The 18,199-nt window shown below is 59.5% G+C and carries 19 protein-coding genes and 1 riboswitch; of the genes, 5 read left to right on the top strand and 14 right to left on the bottom strand.

The window, feature by feature from the left end; all coding sequences use genetic code 11:
- Positions 1–32: 32 nt before the first annotated feature.
- A complete protein-coding gene (gene rpsA, locus KO492_RS18465) occupies positions 33–1,712 on the bottom strand; it encodes a 30S ribosomal protein S1 (RefSeq protein WP_216046306.1) in 1,680 nt (559 codons plus the stop codon).
- 360 nt (positions 1,713–2,072) lie between these two features.
- Between rpsA and KO492_RS18460 the strand changes: the two genes are divergently transcribed.
- Positions 2,073–2,525, top strand: a complete 453-nt coding sequence (locus KO492_RS18460) for a hypothetical protein (protein WP_216046305.1) — start codon at positions 2,073–2,075, stop codon at positions 2,523–2,525.
- Positions 2,526–2,606: 81 nt separating this feature from the next.
- Here the strand turns inward: KO492_RS18460 and KO492_RS18455 are convergent, their stop codons facing one another.
- The 13 genes from KO492_RS18455 to miaB all read right to left on the bottom strand — a co-directional run bounded on the left by KO492_RS18455 (position 2,607) and on the right by miaB (position 15,301).
- Complete coding sequence (locus KO492_RS18455; RefSeq protein ID WP_216046304.1) at positions 2,607–3,239, bottom strand: NAD(P)H-dependent oxidoreductase; 633 nt, start codon at positions 3,237–3,239, stop codon at positions 2,607–2,609.
- 145 nt (positions 3,240–3,384) lie between these two features.
- Positions 3,385–4,329, bottom strand: coding sequence for a hypothetical protein (locus KO492_RS18450; RefSeq protein ID WP_216046303.1), 945 nt, complete (start codon positions 4,327–4,329; stop codon positions 3,385–3,387).
- On the bottom strand, positions 4,326–4,934 hold the full coding sequence (cmk, locus tag KO492_RS18445) for a (d)CMP kinase (RefSeq protein ID WP_216046302.1): 609 nt from the start codon (positions 4,932–4,934) through the stop codon (positions 4,326–4,328). Before cmk ends, KO492_RS18450 begins: the two co-directional genes overlap by 4 nt.
- A 57-nt stretch (positions 4,935–4,991) precedes the next feature.
- Positions 4,992–6,341 carry a 3-phosphoshikimate 1-carboxyvinyltransferase gene (gene aroA / locus KO492_RS18440; RefSeq protein ID WP_216046301.1) on the bottom strand — a complete coding sequence of 450 codons (1,350 nt, stop codon included), beginning with the start codon at positions 6,339–6,341 and terminating at the stop codon, positions 4,992–4,994.
- Positions 6,342–6,437: 96 nt separating this feature from the next.
- Complete coding sequence (gene trmB / locus KO492_RS18435) at positions 6,438–7,184, bottom strand: tRNA (guanine(46)-N(7))-methyltransferase TrmB (protein WP_216046300.1); 747 nt, start codon at positions 7,182–7,184, stop codon at positions 6,438–6,440.
- 123 nt (positions 7,185–7,307) lie between these two features.
- Positions 7,308–8,489: a methionine adenosyltransferase gene (gene metK, locus KO492_RS18430; RefSeq protein ID WP_216046299.1), complete on the bottom strand. Its 1,182-nt coding sequence runs from the start codon at positions 8,487–8,489 to the stop codon at positions 7,308–7,310.
- A 9-nt stretch (positions 8,490–8,498) separates the two neighbouring features.
- Positions 8,499–8,549, bottom strand: a riboswitch (SAM-SAH riboswitch).
- Positions 8,550–8,586: 37 nt separating this feature from the next.
- Positions 8,587–10,110 carry an apolipoprotein N-acyltransferase gene (lnt, locus tag KO492_RS18425; protein ID WP_252735610.1) on the bottom strand — a complete coding sequence of 508 codons (1,524 nt, stop codon included), beginning with the start codon at positions 10,108–10,110 and terminating at the stop codon, positions 8,587–8,589.
- Positions 10,103–11,038, bottom strand: coding sequence for a transporter associated domain-containing protein (locus KO492_RS18420; protein WP_216046298.1), 936 nt, complete (start codon positions 11,036–11,038; stop codon positions 10,103–10,105). The genes lnt and KO492_RS18420 overlap by 8 nt, the downstream gene beginning before the upstream one ends.
- A 42-nt stretch (positions 11,039–11,080) precedes the next feature.
- Complete coding sequence (gene ybeY / locus KO492_RS18415) at positions 11,081–11,569, bottom strand: rRNA maturation RNase YbeY (protein WP_216046297.1); 489 nt, start codon at positions 11,567–11,569, stop codon at positions 11,081–11,083.
- 16 nt (positions 11,570–11,585) lie between these two features.
- Positions 11,586–12,596 carry a PhoH family protein gene (locus KO492_RS18410; protein WP_216046296.1) on the bottom strand — a complete coding sequence of 337 codons (1,011 nt, stop codon included), beginning with the start codon at positions 12,594–12,596 and terminating at the stop codon, positions 11,586–11,588.
- A gap of 209 nt (positions 12,597–12,805) precedes the next feature.
- Positions 12,806–13,120 carry a hypothetical protein gene (locus tag KO492_RS18405; RefSeq protein ID WP_216046295.1) on the bottom strand — a complete coding sequence of 105 codons (315 nt, stop codon included), beginning with the start codon at positions 13,118–13,120 and terminating at the stop codon, positions 12,806–12,808.
- Between the two features lie 11 nt (positions 13,121–13,131).
- Entirely contained in the window at positions 13,132–13,629 is a 498-nt protein-coding gene (locus tag KO492_RS18400; protein ID WP_082715433.1) for an OmpA family protein, read from the bottom strand.
- A 322-nt stretch (positions 13,630–13,951) separates the two neighbouring features.
- Entirely contained in the window at positions 13,952–15,301 is a 1,350-nt protein-coding gene (gene miaB, locus KO492_RS18395) for a tRNA (N6-isopentenyl adenosine(37)-C2)-methylthiotransferase MiaB (RefSeq protein WP_216046294.1), read from the bottom strand.
- Between the two features lie 178 nt (positions 15,302–15,479).
- On the opposite strand from miaB, the gene KO492_RS18390 reads away from it, so the two are divergent.
- From KO492_RS18390 to KO492_RS18375, 4 genes are all read left to right on the top strand, one after another.
- Complete coding sequence (locus KO492_RS18390) at positions 15,480–16,343, top strand: hypothetical protein (RefSeq protein ID WP_216046293.1); 864 nt, start codon at positions 15,480–15,482, stop codon at positions 16,341–16,343.
- A 185-nt stretch (positions 16,344–16,528) separates the two neighbouring features.
- Positions 16,529–16,957: an FKBP-type peptidyl-prolyl cis-trans isomerase gene (locus KO492_RS18385; protein WP_066606941.1), complete on the top strand. Its 429-nt coding sequence runs from the start codon at positions 16,529–16,531 to the stop codon at positions 16,955–16,957.
- A 122-nt stretch (positions 16,958–17,079) separates the two neighbouring features.
- Positions 17,080–17,577: a hypothetical protein gene (locus KO492_RS18380; RefSeq protein WP_216046292.1), complete on the top strand. Its 498-nt coding sequence runs from the start codon at positions 17,080–17,082 to the stop codon at positions 17,575–17,577.
- Between the two features lie 130 nt (positions 17,578–17,707).
- Complete coding sequence (locus KO492_RS18375; RefSeq protein WP_216046291.1) at positions 17,708–18,127, top strand: DUF1489 family protein; 420 nt, start codon at positions 17,708–17,710, stop codon at positions 18,125–18,127.
- Positions 18,128–18,199 lie beyond the last annotated feature (72 nt).

Here is an 18,199-nt window from a genome sequence, read left to right as displayed (position 1 = left end):
GGCCTTTTCCCGATTTTGATCGACTGTCGCGATTACTCGTCGCCGGTCTTCAGAGCCGCGCCGAGGATATCGCCCAAGGACGCGCCGGAGTCGGAGGAGCCATACTGTGCAACGGCTTCTTTTTCTTCGGCAATCTCGCGTGCTTTGATGGACAGACCCAAACGACGGGTTTTCTGATCCACATTGGTCACGCGCACATCGATGTGATCGCCGATCTGGAAACGCTCGGGGCGTTGTTCAGCACGATCACGGGACAGGTCGGAGCGACGGATGAAGGATTTCGCGCCTTCATATTCCACTTCGATCCCGCCGTCTTCGATGGCAGTCACGGTCACGGTCACGACGGAGCCGCGTTTCACGCCCTCAACCGCACCGGAGAAGCTGTCGTCCAGAGCTTTGATGGAGAGAGAGATACGCTCTTTTTCCACGTCCACTTCGGTGACAACGGCTTTGACCACGTCGTTCTTGTGGTAGTTCTGGATGGCTTCCTCGCCACGCTCGTCCCAGGACAGGTCGGAGAGGTGAACCATACCGTCGATGTCGCCCGGCAGGCCGACGAACAGACCGAATTCGGTGATGTTCTTGACTTCGCCTTCGACCACGGTGCCTTCCGGATGGGTCTCGGCAAAGAGTTCCCACGGATTGCGCATGGTTTGTTTGAGGCCGAGAGAAACACGACGCTTGGACGGATCGATCTCGAGAACCATGACTTCCACTTCTTGCGAGGTGGAGACGATTTTGCCCGGATGGACGTTTTTCTTGGTCCAGGACATTTCGGAAACGTGGACAAGACCTTCGACGCCCGGTTCCAGCTCGACGAACGCACCGTAGTCGGTGATGTTGGTCACGCGGCCCGTGTGAACGGTTTCGAGCGGATATTTGGCTTCAACAGAATCCCAAGGATCGTCCTGCAGCTGTTTCATGCCGAGGGAGATACGGTGGGTCTCTTTGTTGATCTTGATCACCTGAACCTTGATCGTCTCGCCGATGGAGAGGATTTCGGACGGGTGGTTCACGCGACGCCATGCCATGTCGGTGACGTGCAACAGACCGTCGACACCGCCGAGGTCCACAAAGGCACCGTATTCGGTGATGTTTTTGACAACACCGTCAACAGCCTGACCTTCGTGCAGGTTGCCGATAACTTCAGCGCGCTGTTCCGCACGGGACTCTTCGAGGATCGCACGACGCGATACAACGATGTTGCCACGGCGACGGTCCATCTTGAGGATTTGGAACGGCTGCTTGAGACCCATGAGCGGGCCAGCATCGCGCACGGGGCGCACGTCGACTTGGGAACCCGGAAGGAACGCAACCGCGCCGCCCAGATCGACCGTGAAACCGCCTTTGACGCGGCCAAAGATGGCGCCTTCGACGCGCTCTTCGGATGCGTAGGCTTTTTCGAGACGGTCCCATGCTTCTTCACGACGGGCTTTATCGCGGGAGATAACCGCTTCGCCACGGGCGTTTTCAACACGGTCGAGGAACACTTCAACTTCGTCGCCAACAGCAACGGAAGGAGCCTCACCCGGGTTTGCGAATTCTTTAAGATCAACGCGGCCTTCCATTTTGTAGCCGACGTCGATGATGGCCTGACCTGCTTCAATAGCGATCACTTTGCCTTTTACGACAGACCCTTCAGCGGGTGTGTCAATTTCGAAGCTTTCATTCAGAAGGGCTTCGAAGTCCTCCATAGATACGTTCTGAGCCATGTGGTCTCTAGATTCCTTTTCATACATTTATGCGGGCCATGCGGTTGTCTCCGCCGGTCTTGATTTCATTGACGTCTGGGATCGCTCTCAAAGCACCGAAGGACAGGGTGAAAACACAAACAAGAAGGGCCGGAGATTTCCATGCTGGAGATCTTCTGGCCCTGCTCACCCATGCCCGCGACTCTTTACGGTCGTCAGACAAGCGCGCGTATAGGGGAAAACCCCTTGATTGGCAAGACAATGTGCCTCAAGCGCGCATGTTATCGGATAACAGGCGGATCGACGTGCTTTGCTTTTGTATAACCTCGCCCACTGTGAAAGCGTATCGGGACAAAAAACATAATTTAGGAACGACTTGATATGAACATCTCAAAACGCACTTTCCTCACAACGGGCGCTGCCGCTGTTGTTTCAAGCGCCTTCGCCCTCCCCGCTCTCGCAGCAGGAAAAGAGGGCTTCACCCCCGTTGCTGGCGCTGCCCTTGGTGCGGCGGGCCCACTTGCCCTCGGCCTCGGGGCCATCATCGCTGTCGGAGCCATCGCAGGCGGCGGTGGCGGCGGCAAAGTGAATGTTCAGGACCTGTCCGTTACCGCGATCAACAAAGCGGCCCCCGAAGACCGCCCGACACTCCTCGGCAAGGAACTCGAAGCACGCCTATCCAAGGAATTCCCCGAATTCAAATTCAACGGCGAAATCGTCACAGCCGTCCGCAAAGCCTACGGGAAGGGCCTGAGCGAGGGCAAAACCCTGATCACCGCCGCAGGAAAAGAGCAGGACTGGTCAATCAAAGTGACAATCGTCATCAAAATCTGACCATTCCCAGCCGCCAGATGAGCCCGCCGAACATGCGGTCTTCGGCTCATCTGGCGGTTCGGGCCTTCTGCCGGAACCGGATCAGTTCAGGTCCGTCACCATCTCATAGGCAGGTTTGCGGACCTTTTTGAGCGAGGCCAGCCAGTCGCCCTCCACGTCACGCGTCCCCAGCACCAGCGCCACAACGGATTTGAGGCCTTTGTCCTCAAGCCCGAGGATCGCGTCGAACTGTGCGGGATCGAAACCCTCCATCGGCGTGCTGTCGACCTCCAACTCGGCTGCCGCCGCCAGAGCAAAGCCCAATGCGATATAGACCTGACGGGCGGCATGTTCGAAATTTTCATGCCCGTCCCGCGACAGGTAGAGCGATTTCAAACGGCTGTAATAGGCATCCAACGCCTCGCGCGTGCCCGGACGTTCTGCGGCGTGATGGTCGACCACCGCATCAATGCGCGCATCATCGTAATTGTCATAGGCCGCAAAAACCAGAAGATGCGAACCGTCCGTAATCTGTTCCTGCCCGAAAGACGCCGCCTTGAGCTTTTCGCGCAGATCCTTGTTGCGGATCACAAACAGGTGGAAAGGTTGCAGGCCGGAAGAGGTCGGCGTCATGCGGATGGCTTCGACGATCTGTGCCACCTTGGCCTCATCCGCCGGTTTGGACGGGTCCATTTTCTTTGCGGCATAGCGCCAGTCGAGCTTGTCGAGGAACATCAGGAATCCTTGGTATATTGGTATATGTGCGTTTGCCGCACCATATGCATGGCGACCCCCCGCGACAAACCCATATTTCCGGCCACCCCCTTGCGCACATCCCCCCCCTTGCGCATCTCTCTGGGTGGCGGGCGCAAGGGGTTGTTTACGACATATCCAAACCGAGGCGCTCTGGCGGAAACCCCATATCCGCAAAACGCGCCAGCACATTGGCCTCGAACGCCGGATCGTCCAGCCACAGGCATTGCGAGAAATACCAGTAGAGAAACTTTGTGTAGTCGCGCTTTTGCCCCACGGCCCGCGCAAGCGCCGCCGCGAAGTCTTCCGGTGTTTTTACCACCTCTGCGACCTGATCGAAATCGGCGCGGGCAAAGAGCAGCGTCGGCGTGCCGTGCAGAAACCCTTCTATCGACGCGGCCGAATTGGCCGACACCGTCACCGCCGCCTGCCTCAACAGGTCATGCACATTGGCGTTGGTCTTGATCGGCCTGTATCCCGCCGCCTTCATCTCCTTGATCGCCTTCACCCCCTCCTCTTTGCGAAGCGGGTGGGGTTTGACATAGACCGGCCGCCCGTCCGCACCCTCCAGAACCGTGCGGATCATCTCGTCGCGGCTCATATAGGCGTGCCCCCGACGATAGGGCGGCGGGCCTTGCAGAAAGATGACGATGCCCTCGGGGTCGATCTCTTCCACGGCTTTCTTCTGATGATACCGCGAGTTGCGCTGCTCGGAGAAACGCGCCTTCAGCGCCGCGACATAGCGCTCCGCCTCAAGCGCATCTATTGCCTCGGGCACAAAGCTGCGCATCGCTATGGAACTGTCCGCCAGCACACCCTTCGGATCAAGATGCCAACACCCGTCCAGATAGGCCAGCGCCGCGATCAACACATCCTTGTGGGGCTTGCGGGCATTGTCCACCACATGCAGATTGCCATCCGGCGCAACCGGCGGGAACCGTGGCGCGATCTCCACCGTGCCGCCACGCCGCTCGATCATCCGCTTGAGACGCGGGTAAAGCGACGACATCTTGCCCGCCTCCAGAGCCGCCCGCTCGTGATCGGGCAGATGCAGGACGAGCTTCGCCGTCATCCCAGCTTGGCCTCGATCAGTTCAATGACTTTCGCCACGGCCTGCTCGATGCTCATCGAAGTAGTGTCAATCACAACCGCATCCTCGGCGGGCTTCAGCGGAGCCGTGGCCCGTGCCGCGTCACGCTCGTCACGTTCGCGCAGATCGTCGAGCACCTCTTCAAAGGTGATCTCCTCGCCCTTTTCCACCAGTTCCTTATGCCGTCTGCGCGCACGCACCTCGTCGGAGGCAATCACATAGAGCTTCACCTCGGCATCCGGACAGATCACCGTGCCAATGTCACGCCCGTCGAGAACCGCACCGCCCTCGCGGCGGGCAAAGGCCTGCTGGAAATCCACCAACGCCTCGCGCACAGCCGGCTCCGCAGCCACCCGTGAGGCGGCCTGTCCCGCATCCGCCGAGCGCAGGTCATCACGCTCCAGATCCTGTGCCGTCAGGGTTTGCGCCGCTTCAATCGGCGAGAGACCTTCAAAGGTTTTTGCGCCCGTCGCACGATACAACAGGCCCGTATCGAGATGGGCAAAGCCGAAATGTTGCGCGACAGCTTTGGAAATCGTGCCTTTTCCGGCGGCGGCAGGACCATCAATCGCGATGCAGAAACTCATGTTTTTTCCTCCTGAGGGGAGCACACGCTGACTCTTTGCGCGCGCGAGGTCAAGCCCTCAGTTGTTGCGTTTCACATCAGCGCCCAGATCGGTCATTAATTTTTCAAAAACCGGAAACGACGTGGCAATGGGACTGGCGTCATCCACCGTGACCGGCTCTTGCGCCGCCATCCCCAGAACGAGGAAGGACATGGCGATCCGGTGGTCGATATGGGTGGCACAGGTCGCGCCCCCTTTGACACCTTGCGCACCACAGCCGTGCACAATCAGCGTGTCCTCGTCCTCTTCGACCTCCACGCCGCACGCCTCAAGCCCGCGCGCCATCGCGTCGATGCGGTCAGATTCTTTCACCCGCAACTCCTTGACGCCTTTCATGACGGTGGTGCCCTCGGCAAATGCCGCCACCACCGAGAGAACCGGATATTCGTCAATCATCGAAGCGGCCCGTTCCGGCGGCACCTCGATGCCTTTGAGTTTGGAATATTTCACCCGCAAATCGGCAACCGGCTCGCCGCCTTCCTCACGCGGGTTCTCGAAGGCAATATCCGCCCCCATCTCCACCAGCGTGGTGTACAGCCCGTTGCGCGTCAGGTTCTGGCTCACGCCGGGCACGAAAATCTCCGAGCCTTCGACAATGAGCGCCGCACAGACCGGAAACGCCGCCGAGCTCGGATCGCGCGGCACGGCCACCTCTTGCGGCGTCAATTCGGGCCGCCCTGTCAGCGTGATCTTGTTATAGCCCTCCGGCGTGGTCTCGGTCACAACCTCCGCACCGAACCCCGCGAGCATCCGCTCCGTATGGTCCCGCGTGGCCTCTTTCTCGATCACCACAGTTTTGCCCGGCGCGTTTAGTCCCGCAAACAACACGGCGGATTTCACCTGCGCGGAGGGCACAGGGGTTTCATATTCCACCGGCACAGGCTCCGCCGCCCCCACAAGGGTCAGCGGCAACCGCCCGCCAGAGCGCCCGACAGCACGCGCACCGAACAGCGCCAGAGGATCGGTCACCCGCGCCATCGGCCGTTTGCGCAAAGAACCGTCGCCGGTAAATGTCGTGCAGAAATCATAGGTCGCCACGCAGCCCATAATGAGCCGCACGCCCGTGCCGGAGTTGCCACAGTCGATCACATCTTCGGGCTCGGTAAAGCCGCCGACGCCCACCCCATGAACAGTCCACTCCCCTGCCCCTTCGCGCACCACATCCGCACCCAGCGCCTGCATCGCCTTGGCGGTGTCGAGCACATCTTCGCCCTCAAGAAGTCCGGTGATCCGTGTCTCCCCCACCGCCATAGCGCCAAAAATCAGCGCGCGATGCGAGATGGATTTGTCACCGGGCACCGCTGCCGTGCCTTTCAAAGGCCCGCTCTTGCGCGCTGTCATCGGGATCGGGGTGCCGTGGCTGGACATGTTGCTCTCCTCACATTTCTGACCGCCCTGATACCGCAAGCAACGCAAACGGTCTATCCGGCAGTCTCCTTTGTGGCGAAAATACTCAGACCACGCTCACCGCTTGCGAAAGGTCATGTAATGGGGCGTGCGGCCTTCGCGGATCGCCTTTTTCTCATAACGTGTCGAGAACCAGTCGGCCCACGGCTTGCGCCAGTCTTCCGCACTCTCGCCCAGCCATTCGAATCCCGCGCGTGGCACTTCTTCCATCGTCTGCCGCACATAGTCGGGAATATCGGTCGCCACACGGAATTCCGCGCCGGTTTCAAGTACACGGTAGAGCGGCGCAAGATGTTCCTGAGTGACGAAACGCCGCCGGTGGTGACGGGCTTTGGGCCAGGGGTCGGGATAGTTGAGAAAGGCTTTCTCGATGCTCTCGTCCGGCAGCACGTCGAACAGGTCACGCGCATCGCCGGCATGGATCGCCACATTGTCCAGACCGCCCAAGCGGCGCATATGTCCGAGACAGGAGGCCACCCCGTTCACATAGGGTTCACAGCCGATGATCGCGACATCGGGATAGCTCTGCGCCATATGGATCAGATGCTCCCCTGCGCCGAACCCCACTTCGAGCCAGACAGGTTTGCCGCCGAACCGCTCGACCAGATCAAGCTTTACCCGCTCGGGGTTTTCCTCCCAGCTCACCGGTCCGGGAGCCAGCCGCGGCAGGTCTTCTTCGAGATAGACCTTTTGCGCCTGATTGAGCGTCTTGCCGTGGATGCGGCCATAGAAATTGCGCCATGGCGCACCGGAGGCGTGAGCAGTCTTGTTGGCGTCAGAGTCGTGCGTTTGATCGTCGGACATGGGAAACCCTGTTTTGTTCAAGCGGGGCTTTTGCCAAGAAAGCCGTGAAAACACAATGCAACGTGCCGAGCTTCACTCTTGAAGCGATGAGGCGCACGGCTCTGCGCACGCCCCATGTTGCATTCAGATCGCGCTTTTCAACGCTTCGGCCAGATCGGTGCGCTCCCAGCTAAAGCCGCCATCGGCTTCAGGAGCGCGGCCAAAGTGCCCGTAGGCCGCCGTGCGCTGGTAGATCGGTTTGTTGAGCGAGAGATGGGTGCGGATGCCGCGCGGAGTCAGATCCATGACCTGCGGGATCGCGGCCTCGATCAGCGCCTCGTCGATTTTGCCTGTGCCGTGGAAATCCGCATAGATCGACAGGGGCGCCGCCACACCGATGGCATAGCTGAGCTGGATCGTCGCCTTATCGGCCAGACCCGCAGCCACCACGTTTTTCGCCAGATAGCGCGCGGCATAGGCCGCGGAACGGTCCACCTTGGTCGGATCCTTGCCGGAGAATGCCCCGCCCCCGTGCGGTGCGGCCCCGCCATAGGTGTCGACAATGATCTTGCGCCCCGTCAGGCCCGCATCTCCGTCAGGTCCGCCGATGACGAACTTGCCCGTCGGGTTGACGTGCCAGACCGTATTCGCCGTGAGCCAGCCTTCGGGCAGCACTTCTTCGATATAAGGCGCCACAATCGCGCGCACATCATCGGAGGTCAGGTTTTCGTCAAGGTGCTGGGTCGACAGGACAAGCGAGCTGACTTCGACCGGCTTGCCATCCGCATAACGCACGGAAAGCTGTGCCTTGGCGTCAGGGCCAAGCATCGGCTCCGTGCCATTCTTGCGCACCTCGGCCAGACGACGCAGAATCGCATGGGAGAACTGGATCGGAGCGGGCATCATCGCCTCGGTCTCATTGGTGGCAAAGCCGAACATGATCCCCTGATCGCCCGCGCCCTCGTCCTTGTTGTCGGCGGCATCGACACCTTGGGCAATATGGGCGGACTGTTCGTGCAGGAGATTCGTGAGCTCCAGCGTCTTCCAATGGAACTTGTCCTGCTCGTAGCCGATGTCGCGCACGCAATCGCGCACGATACCGTCAATCTTCCCCATATAGTCGTGCAGCTTGTCCTGATCGGACAGGCCCACTTCTCCCCCGATCACCACGCGGTTTGTGGTGGCGAAGGTCTCGCAGGCGACCCGCGCTTCGGGTTCTTCTGAGATCAGGGCATCAAGGACAGCATCGGAGATACGGTCACAGACCTTATCCGGGTGGCCCTCGGAAACAGATTCCGAGGTGAATACGTAGTCTTTGCGGGACATAGGGGGTCGTGCTCCATTGGGTTATGTCGCCCACACGTCAGGAAGCCGTTGTGCGGGCCGTTGATTAGTCAGCGATATAGACCCTCACGGGGGAGGGTCAATCTGTTTTTCTGTCACGGGTCAGTCGGGCTGTCCCCCAACCGCCTATCACAAGCAGAGTTAACATTACCCAAACAGACAGTTCCCCAAGCCGCGCATAGGGTGTTTCGGGCAAGGCAGAGGGCAGCGCCTCGGTGAAGGCACCGGAGCGGCCCAGCGGGATCTGCGCGATCATGCCCCCGCGCGCATCGACAAGCGCCGAGACCCCTGTATTGGCGGCACGCACCATCGGCAGCCCCATCTCGATCGCACGGAACCGCGCCTGCACAAGCGACTGCTGCGGGCCGGAAAACCCGCCGAACCACGCATCATTGGTCATTTGCAAAAGCCAGTCGGGCCGCTCTTGTGTGCGCAAGTCACGCGGGAAAATCGCCTCGTAGCAAATCAGCGGCAAGGCGTGCCCCAAGCCCCCCGTATCGAAAAGATGCGGCCCACGACCTGCGGAATAGCCGTAGCCGTTCTTGGCGGTGAAGGCCCGCAGGCCGATCCGCTCCAGCAGACCGGGCAAGGGCATGTATTCTCCGAAGGGCACGAGGTGGTGTTTGTCATAGGTCTCGACAACCTGCCCCGTTTCATCCAGCAAAACGGCGCTGTTATAGCCCTGCATCCCGTCAACGCGGTTCAGCCCGACAATGGCACGGGCGGGCGCGGCTGTCTGTGCGATCTCTTCGAGGTAGGACCCCGCGGCATAAAGCGGCGCGGCGACCGACGTTTCCGGCCAGATCACCAGATCGGCCGGTGCCTCACCCGCACCCTTGGTCAACTCAAGCGCACGGTTGTAGAACACGGGGATATAATCCGGATCCCATTTGAGATGCTGCGGCGCATTGGGTTGCACCACGCGGATGTTATACCCTGTCTTTTCGGGGAGAGGCTGCGCCTCGCGATAGGCCCCACCGGCCCAGACCAGAGCGAACAGGCTAAGGGACATCCCCACCAGCCGGACAGACCGGCGCTGCGCCGCGAAGGCCAGAAGCGCGGCGAAGGCAAAGCCCAGCATGGTCAGGCCATAGGGCCCGATCAGCGCAGCAAGCTGTGCCACCGGCGTATCGATCCAGATATAGCCCGGCATGGCCCAAGGAAAGCCCGTGAACACATGACCGCGCGCAAGCTCTGCACCCCCCCAAACTGCGGCCAGTCCCGACAGGCCGGATTTGAGTATTTTTGCCATACAGAAAGCCAAAGCCCAGAACAGTGCCAGCCCCCCTGCCATGAGAAACAGGGCGAAGGGGATCATCCAGCCATGTCGCCAAGGCTCGACCAGAAAGGGATTCACGATCCAGTTGAGGGCAAAGAGAAAATGCGCAAAGCCGATGAGCCAGCCCAGAAAGGCCGCCTGACGCGCACCCTGCGCTCCAAGCCATACACGCGCCGCCAAAGCTAGGCCCAGAAGCGCCACGGGCCAAAGCCCCAAGGGGGCCTGCCCCGCCGCGATACACAGCCCCGCCGCAAAGGCCGTGAGGCGGGGACGTGTCGCATGACGCGCAAGACGGGACCAGCGGCGCGCCATAAGATCAGGCATCAAGTTTCGGTTTGACGGCGGAAGGCAGACGCACGCGCAGCCGTTTGATCCGGCGCGGGTCGGCGTCAATCACCTCGAACTCGGTGCCGGTCGGATGCGGGATCACCTCGCCACGCGCGGGCACGCGCCCCGAGAGCAAAAAGACCAGACCGCCGAGCGTGTCGATTTCTTCCTCGTCATCCTCGTCGGCCAGTCGCAATCCGATGGCGGCTTCGAACTCTTCGAGCGGAGCCTTAGCTTGGGCAATGAACACGCCCGGCGCGGATTGTGTCCAGAACACATCCTCGTCGACATCATGTTCGTCTTCGATTTCACCAATGACCTGTTCGACCAGATCTTCGAGCGTCACCAGACCGTCCACACCACCGTATTCATCAATCACCAGCGCCATATGCATCCGGTCCGACTGCATCTTCTGCAACAGGATACCGATGGGCATGGAGGGCGGCGCATAGATCAGCGGGCGTAGCATTGCGTTGAGATCGAACTGCTTGGCCCCCTTGCCGTTGAATCCGTATCCCAGCGCGACATCTTTCAAATGCACAAGCCCCACGGGCGTGTCCAAAGTGCCGTTATAGACCGGAAGGCGGGTCATGCCGCTTTCACGGAAGACCTTTACCAGATCATCCATTTTGATATCGCAAGGCACCGCCACAATATCGGCTTTCGGCACAGCGACATCATCCACACGCATACGGCGCAGGTTGACCATGCCGGGACGCTGCGCAGGCGGGACCTGCGCGGCGGGTGCCGGTGTATCGGCGATTGTCGGTGTCTTGTCGGGTTTGGAGGAAAACACAGACCTGAGACGATCGAACCAACCATTGGAAAATTTTCCGGCCCGATTCGAGTGGCTCTGCGTTCTACTTATGGGGTCCGCTGGCGCGCTCTGCGCTGCCATAGAAGACCCAGGCTCTGTATCGCCCATGCGTCCTTTCCAAAATCACGCGGCCCAAACGCGGCCGTTCGCCTAATATGGGTCCTCTAGACCCAAGGTTGCAAGTATTTCGACCTCTGTAGCTTCCATAATTTCGGCATCGCGGTCGGAAATGTGATCATAACCCAACAGATGTAATAAACCATGAATAATTAAATGGGTGACATGCTCGGCCATCGGCTTATCTGCGGCCTCGGCTTCGCGCGCGCAGGTGTCGTAGGAAATCGCGATATCGCCCAGTTCGATCATCCCGTCGAATGACGGCGCGGGCAAGGGCGGGCGCTCCTCCGGTGTGGCGCGCTCGTCTGCGGGCCACGACAGGACATTGGTGGCTTTGTCTTTCTCGCGAAAATCCGCGTTGAGCACTTTGATCCGCGCATCATCGCAAGCCAGAACAGAGCCTTCGCAGAGATCGACCTCAAGACCCACGCGAGCACAAAACGCATCAACGGCCCGCGCCACCAGCGCCTCCAGCCCCGCGTCTTCCCAGCGCGGATCTTCAATGATCACATCTATGGCCATAAGCCCTCCGGAGCGGTTACTGCGCTTCGTCGGACTCATAGGCCTCGATGATCGCGGCGACAAGCGGATGTCGCACCACATCTTTCGAGGTGAAGTAGTTAAAGGCAATATTCGGCACACCTGCGAGGATGCGTTCGGCGTCGCGCAGGCCCGAAGGCACCCCGCGCGGCAGATCGACCTGTGAGCGGTCGCCGGTGATGACCATGCGCGAACCTTCGCCCAAACGGGTCAGGAACATCTTCATCTGCATGGTGGTGGAGTTCTGCGCCTCGTCCAACACCACAAAAGCGCGGCTGAGGGTGCGACCGCGCATAAAGGCCAGCGGCGCGATCTCGATGGTCTTTTCCTCTTTCATCTTGGCCAGTTGCTTGGCCGGAATGAAATCATTCAGCGCGTCATAAAGCGGCTGCATATAGGGATCGACTTTCTCGTCCTGCGTGCCGGGCAGAAAACCCAACCGCTCGCCCGCTTCCACCGCTGGGCGCGACAGGATGATCTTGTCGACATGGCCGTTGATGAGCATATTCACGCCCACCGCCACGGCCAGATAGGTCTTCCCCGTGCCCGCAGGCCCGATGCCAAAGGCCATCTCGTTCTTGAACAGGTTCTGCACATAGGCCTTTTGCGCCTCGGTGCGCGGCTCGATGAGCTTTTTGCGGGTCTTGATCTCCACATCCCCGCCACGGAACATTTCCATCTGGTCGCCCGGCAAGCCCTTGTCGGCAGGGGTCTCCCCCATCCGGATCATGCCATCAATATCGCCCGGTTCGATCTCGCGTCCGGCTTCGAGCTTGGAATAAAGATCCTGCAACACCGAAGCGGCACGCCCGCGTGTGCTTCCTGTTCCCATGACAGACAACATATTGCCGCGTCGGACGATCTGAACGTCGAGCTTGTGCTCTATCTGGGCGAGGTTTCTATCGAATTCACCACACAGGTCGATGAGCAACCTGTTGTCATGAAATTCAAGAAGCGTTTCGTGGACTGCGTCCTGCGATTTCGGGGGTGTCAACGCGCTCAGGCCCAAATAGTTTCTCCGGTTCTGGTCCGACTCTGGTGATGGTTCTTCCTCTCATGGTGCCAAGGGATTGCGGTTCTGGCAAGCACAGACACTAAATCTTCACCTCGCGCTCAGCACAACCCCGCCACCCCATCCACAAATCGCCTAAAAAACAATCAAACGAAAACGGCCACCCACAGCGGGATGGCCGTTGAAATTCAAGGTAAAAATCCGGCTTAGATCGGGTCGGAAATCGTCGTTCCCTTTTTATAGGGACCAACCGCCGTATTCGGCGCGGCAGTACCGGAACAGACCGGTTTGCCGTATTTGTCGACGCGCGCGCTAAGATAACCTTCGACGCCATCGTCAATGATCCAGTGATCACAGCCTTGCGGGTCGATCCAGATACCGGCCTCAAGCTTCGAGAGATGCTTCGTGTCGAAACCGCGATCCACGGTCTTGTCCTTTTTCGGGACTTCCATGAACCCTGTTTCACAGGCAGACAAGCTTCCGGCAACAGCGAGAAGGGCGAGGGTTTTCACTACATTCATCGTCTCTCTCCTCACTTGATACACAGAATTTCGACGCGGCGGTTTTGCTGCATACCGGCCGCTGTGGCGTTCGAGGCTTTCGGCATCCGTTCACCATAGCCGCGCACATCGGCAACATAGGCGCCGGTCTTGCGTGCCACTTTGGCCACCGCATTGGCGCGGTTGTAGCTCAGACGCATGTTGTATTCGTCAGAAGCGCGGCTGTCGGTGTGACCGATGATGATATAGGCCGTCGCGCCCGCTTTCCGGAAGAACTCGGTCAGACGTTTGCGTCCGGCCGCAGAGATGGCATATTTATCTGTGGCGAAAAGCTGGTCGGAGGGCATCACCGCACAGCTTCTGACCGGATGGCAGGTCGGACGACCCTGACGGTCAAGCTTCAGGTCCATATACCCTTCGGCACCATCATCCATCACCCAATGTTCGCACCCGTCCGGATCAATCCAGATGGTCGGTGTGTAGTTTTCGCCCTGAACACGGGTCTGTGCCTGCAACGGCGCGGCCCCCATAGTTGCGAGAGCCAATCCCGCACTTGCCACTAAGGCAAATACGGCCCGGCCTTTCCGGCCTGTTTTGAGAAATTCGATGGTCACGTTTTCCGTCCCCCAAATGTACACATTTTCAGACCGCCCATAATCGCCCCCACAGCCATAAGCTGCCAGCGTCCTACTCACTAAGATTGTGGCTGAAAGATAGCAAAATTTGGTGCTTTGTGAAGGAAAAACACCAGATATTGTGTCTCAAATTTCAACGAAATCAAACCTTAGCTAAAATTGTTTCCAGAACAAGGTGCAGTCGAAAATATTTTTGCCCCTACGTCACCTTCACAGGTCAGCGCAGCACAACACCCGCCAGAGAATTCGGTCCGCTTTCGATGATTCTCACCCGCGCAATCTCGCCCACAGCCACGTCGTCAGTGACGTGAACCGCATGAAGATACTCGGATTTTCCAACCATCTGACCGGCGAGCCGCCCCTTGCGTTCAAACAGGACCGAAACTTCGCGCCCGATCATGGCATCCTGAAAGGCGCGTTGCTGCTCGGTGATGAGCTCTTGCAAGCGGTAGAGACGTTCGGAGGCGACATCGGCATCCACCATCTTGTCGTCCTTCTCCGCCGCAGGTGTCCCCGGACGCGGTGAATATTTGAACGAATAGGCGGAACCATAACCGACTTCGCGCACGAGGTTCATCGTGTCCTCGAAATCCTGATCCGTCTCGCCGGGAAAGCCGACAATGAAATCGCCGGACATGGCAATGTCGGGCCGTGCGGCGCGGATACGCTCAATCAGGCGGATATACTCTTCTGCCGTATGCTTGCGGTTCATCGCCTTGAGAATACGGTCGGAACCGGACTGCACGGGAAGATGCAGATAAGGCATGAGCTTGTCGCAATCCCCGTGCGCCGCGATCAGGTCATCTTCCATATCGTTCGGGTGCGAGGTGGTGAAACGGATGCGCTCCAGCCCGTCAACCTTGGCCAATTCGCGGATGAGACGCGCAAGGCCCCATGTTCCGCCCTCGCCTGCCCCGTGATAGGCGTTCACATTCTGCCCCAGAAGGGTGATCTCGCGCACGCCACGCTCCACCAGATCGCGCGCCTCGGAAAGCACACGCTCCGCCGGACGGGACACTTCCGCGCCGCGCGTATAAGGCACCACGCAGAAGGCACAGAACTTGTCGCAGCCTTCCTGCACCGTCAGAAACGCCGCCGGTGCGCGTTTGGCCTTGGGGCGCGCCTTGAGATGTTCGAACTTGTCCTCTTCGGGGAAATCGGTGTCGAGCGCCTTGACGCCCTTGCCCGCCTTCGCCTCAAGCTGCGGCAGTTTGTGATAGCTTTGCGGGCCGACAACCAGATCGACCATCGGCTGACGCCGGATGATCTCTTCGCCCTCGGCCTGCGCCACACAGCCCGCCACACCGATCTTCAGATCGGGGTTGGCCAGTTTCAGATCCTTGTAGCGCCCGAGCTCGGAATAGATCTTTTCCGCCGCCTTCTCGCGAATGTGGCAGGTGTTCAACAGGATCATGTCCGCCTCTTCGGGCGAAGACACTTCCGTATAGCCCGACCCGCCGAGACTTTCGGCCATGCGCTCGCTGTCATAGACATTCATCTGGCAACCATAGGTCTTGATAAAGAGCTTTTTGGCGCCTGCCTTGGTGTCGATCTTGGTCTCGGACATCGCTTGGGTCCACATATCATGGGGAATTAAAGCGCCCTCCTAACGCAACTGGCCCAACAGGGCAAGCATCACGGGTCAGGAGGTCTTGTTGCGAAACTGTTTCCCTTTGCCTTGCAATCCCCTGCCCTTCATGCATTTTTTACCGCGAACGGGGACAGTGCTCCGGTAAGGGATATTCATGCGGTACGACAGCCTCGACACTTTTCTCACAGACGGCAAGGACGCGCTTCTGAAAGGGCCGGTTGCACTGGTCTTTGCTGAAGACCTTGTGGAAGTCGACACGACCCTGCGCCACCACCTGTCTCTGGGCTTCAAACAGGTGCTTCTCTTTGCCCCTGACGAGGTCCGCCTGCCCGAAGGGCTGGAGTTGAAAATCCACCGCATCCGCTACGCGACCCGCGCGCCGGAGATGCTCTCCACCGCCGTAAACCGGATCATCGAGGCCGCGCCGGGGATCTGGCTGTATTACTGCTACAACGGGGAATACCTGTTTTTCCCCTTCTGCGAGACCCGCACAATCACGGATATGCTGACCTTCCACACCGAAGAGCGCCGCGACGCGATGCTCACCTATGTGGTCGATCTCTACGCTGGCGATCTTGGCGCACATCCGAACGCGGTCTCCCTCGAAGACGCCCATCTTGACCGCTCGGGCTATTACGCTTTGGGCCGCGCGGATGCCGACGGGCAGCAAAAAGACCGCCAGCTCGACTTTTTCGGCGGGCTGAGATGGCGGTTTGAAGAACACATCCCCCACCACCGCCGCCGCATCGACCGGATCGCGATTTTCAAGGCCAGAAAGGGTCTGAAACTCAGCGAGGAGCATCTGTTCAACGACGAGGAATACAACACCTACGCCTGTCCGTGGCACCACAACCTGACCGCCTCCATCGTATCATTCCGCACCGCCAAGGCCCTGAAAAGCAATGCCGGATCGACCTATGATATCGAGAGCTTCATGTGGCACAATTCCGTCGAATTCGAATGGCACAGCCAGCAGTTGCTCGACCTTGGCCTGATGGAGCCCGGTCAGTGGTTCTGACGCCTTCCGAACAGGGGCCGACGGATATTCCTCCTGAAACCGCGCAACACAGGCGCTTTTCCTGCGCTTTTTCCGGCCTTCGGGTTGCAAATGCCGAATCAGAGCTTATCCTCATAGCCAATCGCAACGGGCACCTGCGTAAGAAGCGCAGCCCCGAAATTCACCCCGAAAAGTTAGGACGTTTTATGACCGAAGTTAAATCGGGCGACAAAGTTCGTATTCACTACACCGGCACCCTGTCCGACGGCACTGTCTTTGACAGCTCCGAAGGCCGCGACCCTCTCGAATTCACTGTTGGCTCCGGCCAGATCATTCCGGGCATGGACAAGCACCTGCCAGGCATGACCGTTGGCGAAAAGAAAACCATCGTTGCCGTGGCTGACGAAGCCTATGGCCAGCGTCACGCCGACGCCCAACAAGCCGTGCCGCGCGCACAGATCCCTGCCGAGATTCCGCTCGAAGTTGGTCTCCAGCTTCAGATGCAGAGCCCCCAAGGTCAGGTGATCCCCGTCACGGTCGTGGAAATCACCGAAGAGGAAGTGACGCTCGACGCCAATCACCGCCTCGCCGGCGAAGACCTGACCTTTGCTATCGAGCTGGTTGAAATTCTCTGATCCGAGTATTTTCCCGGCAAAGAAAACAGGGCGGCGCGCACAAAGCGGGCCGCCTTTTTTCATGTCCGGCCCTCCCGTGTTTTTGGCATTGATCCGGCGCGCTTTTGCCGTCAAATGACCCCATGACCACGGAGTTTGCCCCAGATTGCCCGAATTGCGCCGCGCTATGCTGTCTCGCGCTGGCCTTTGACGCAGGCGACATGTTTGCCCATGACAAAGCCGCGGGTGTGCCCTGTCACCGGCTGGCGGGGACCTCGTGCTCCATCCACGCCGATCTGGCGCAAAAGGGCTACAAGGGCTGCGTTGCGTTTGACTGTCTCGGCGCGGGGCAAAGGGTGACGGCGCTTTTCACCGAGAACTGGCAACAGCACTCCGCAATGACCGGTCCGATGATGGAAGCCTTTCGCAAAATGCGGAGTGTCAGGGAATTGCAGCAAATGCTTATGGCTGCCGAAACCCTGCCCCTGCCCGAACATGCGGCGTCCGAACGGCGGGCGTGGTCCGACAGGCTTTCTGCCGCCTGTGACGATCTTGACCGGCTGGAGGCCTTCGACCTAGCCCCCCTGCGCCAGTGGCTCAAGGGGCTTGCCACCTATGTCAGGCGGGACGCGGAACTATAGGACAGACCGGAGCTTTGAGCGCGGGTTTTGCACCATGTTTCGTATGAAGGCAGAGCGCATCCAGATCTTGTGATGACGTTTTTCAGCAAAGCTGTTTCAGCTTCCCCCAAATTCGCTTTAGAGTGCGCCTATGGCCAACCACATCAATCTCGTCAAACTTTGCGTCGGAATCGACTCTTTCGAAGAACTGAACGCCTATATCGAAGCCGCCCCCGGCGGTATTCGTGGCCATGTCACCCGCATGTGGCCGAAACAGGAAGACAAGCTGCTGCAAGGCGGCTCGCTTTACTGGGTGATCAAGGGCGTGGTTCAGGCCCGTCAGGAGATTGTCGGACTTGAAGAAGTCATTGGCGAGGACGGCGTGCGGCGCTGTCGCATCCTGTTGTCCGCCCCGCTCATCCGCACGCAAAACGCGCAACGCCGCCCGTTTCAGGGCTGGCGCTATCTCAAGCCGGAGGACGCCCCTGCCGATCTGCCCCGAGGCCGTGCGCAGGAGCCGGAACTGCCCCCCGAACTGGCGCAGACATTGGCCGAGATCGGTGTGATCTGAGTATTTCCGGCACAAAGGAAACGCCGTGCGCCTCAAGGGGCAACCGTCTACGGCAAGCCCCTCTGCGTTGCG

The organism is Celeribacter halophilus (assembly GCF_018860305.1).
GTDB classification, from domain to species: domain Bacteria; phylum Pseudomonadota; class Alphaproteobacteria; order Rhodobacterales; family Rhodobacteraceae; genus Celeribacter; species Celeribacter halophilus_A.
The sequence above is the reverse complement of the archived record's forward strand: the minus strand, read 5'-3'. Positions and strand labels throughout refer to the sequence as shown.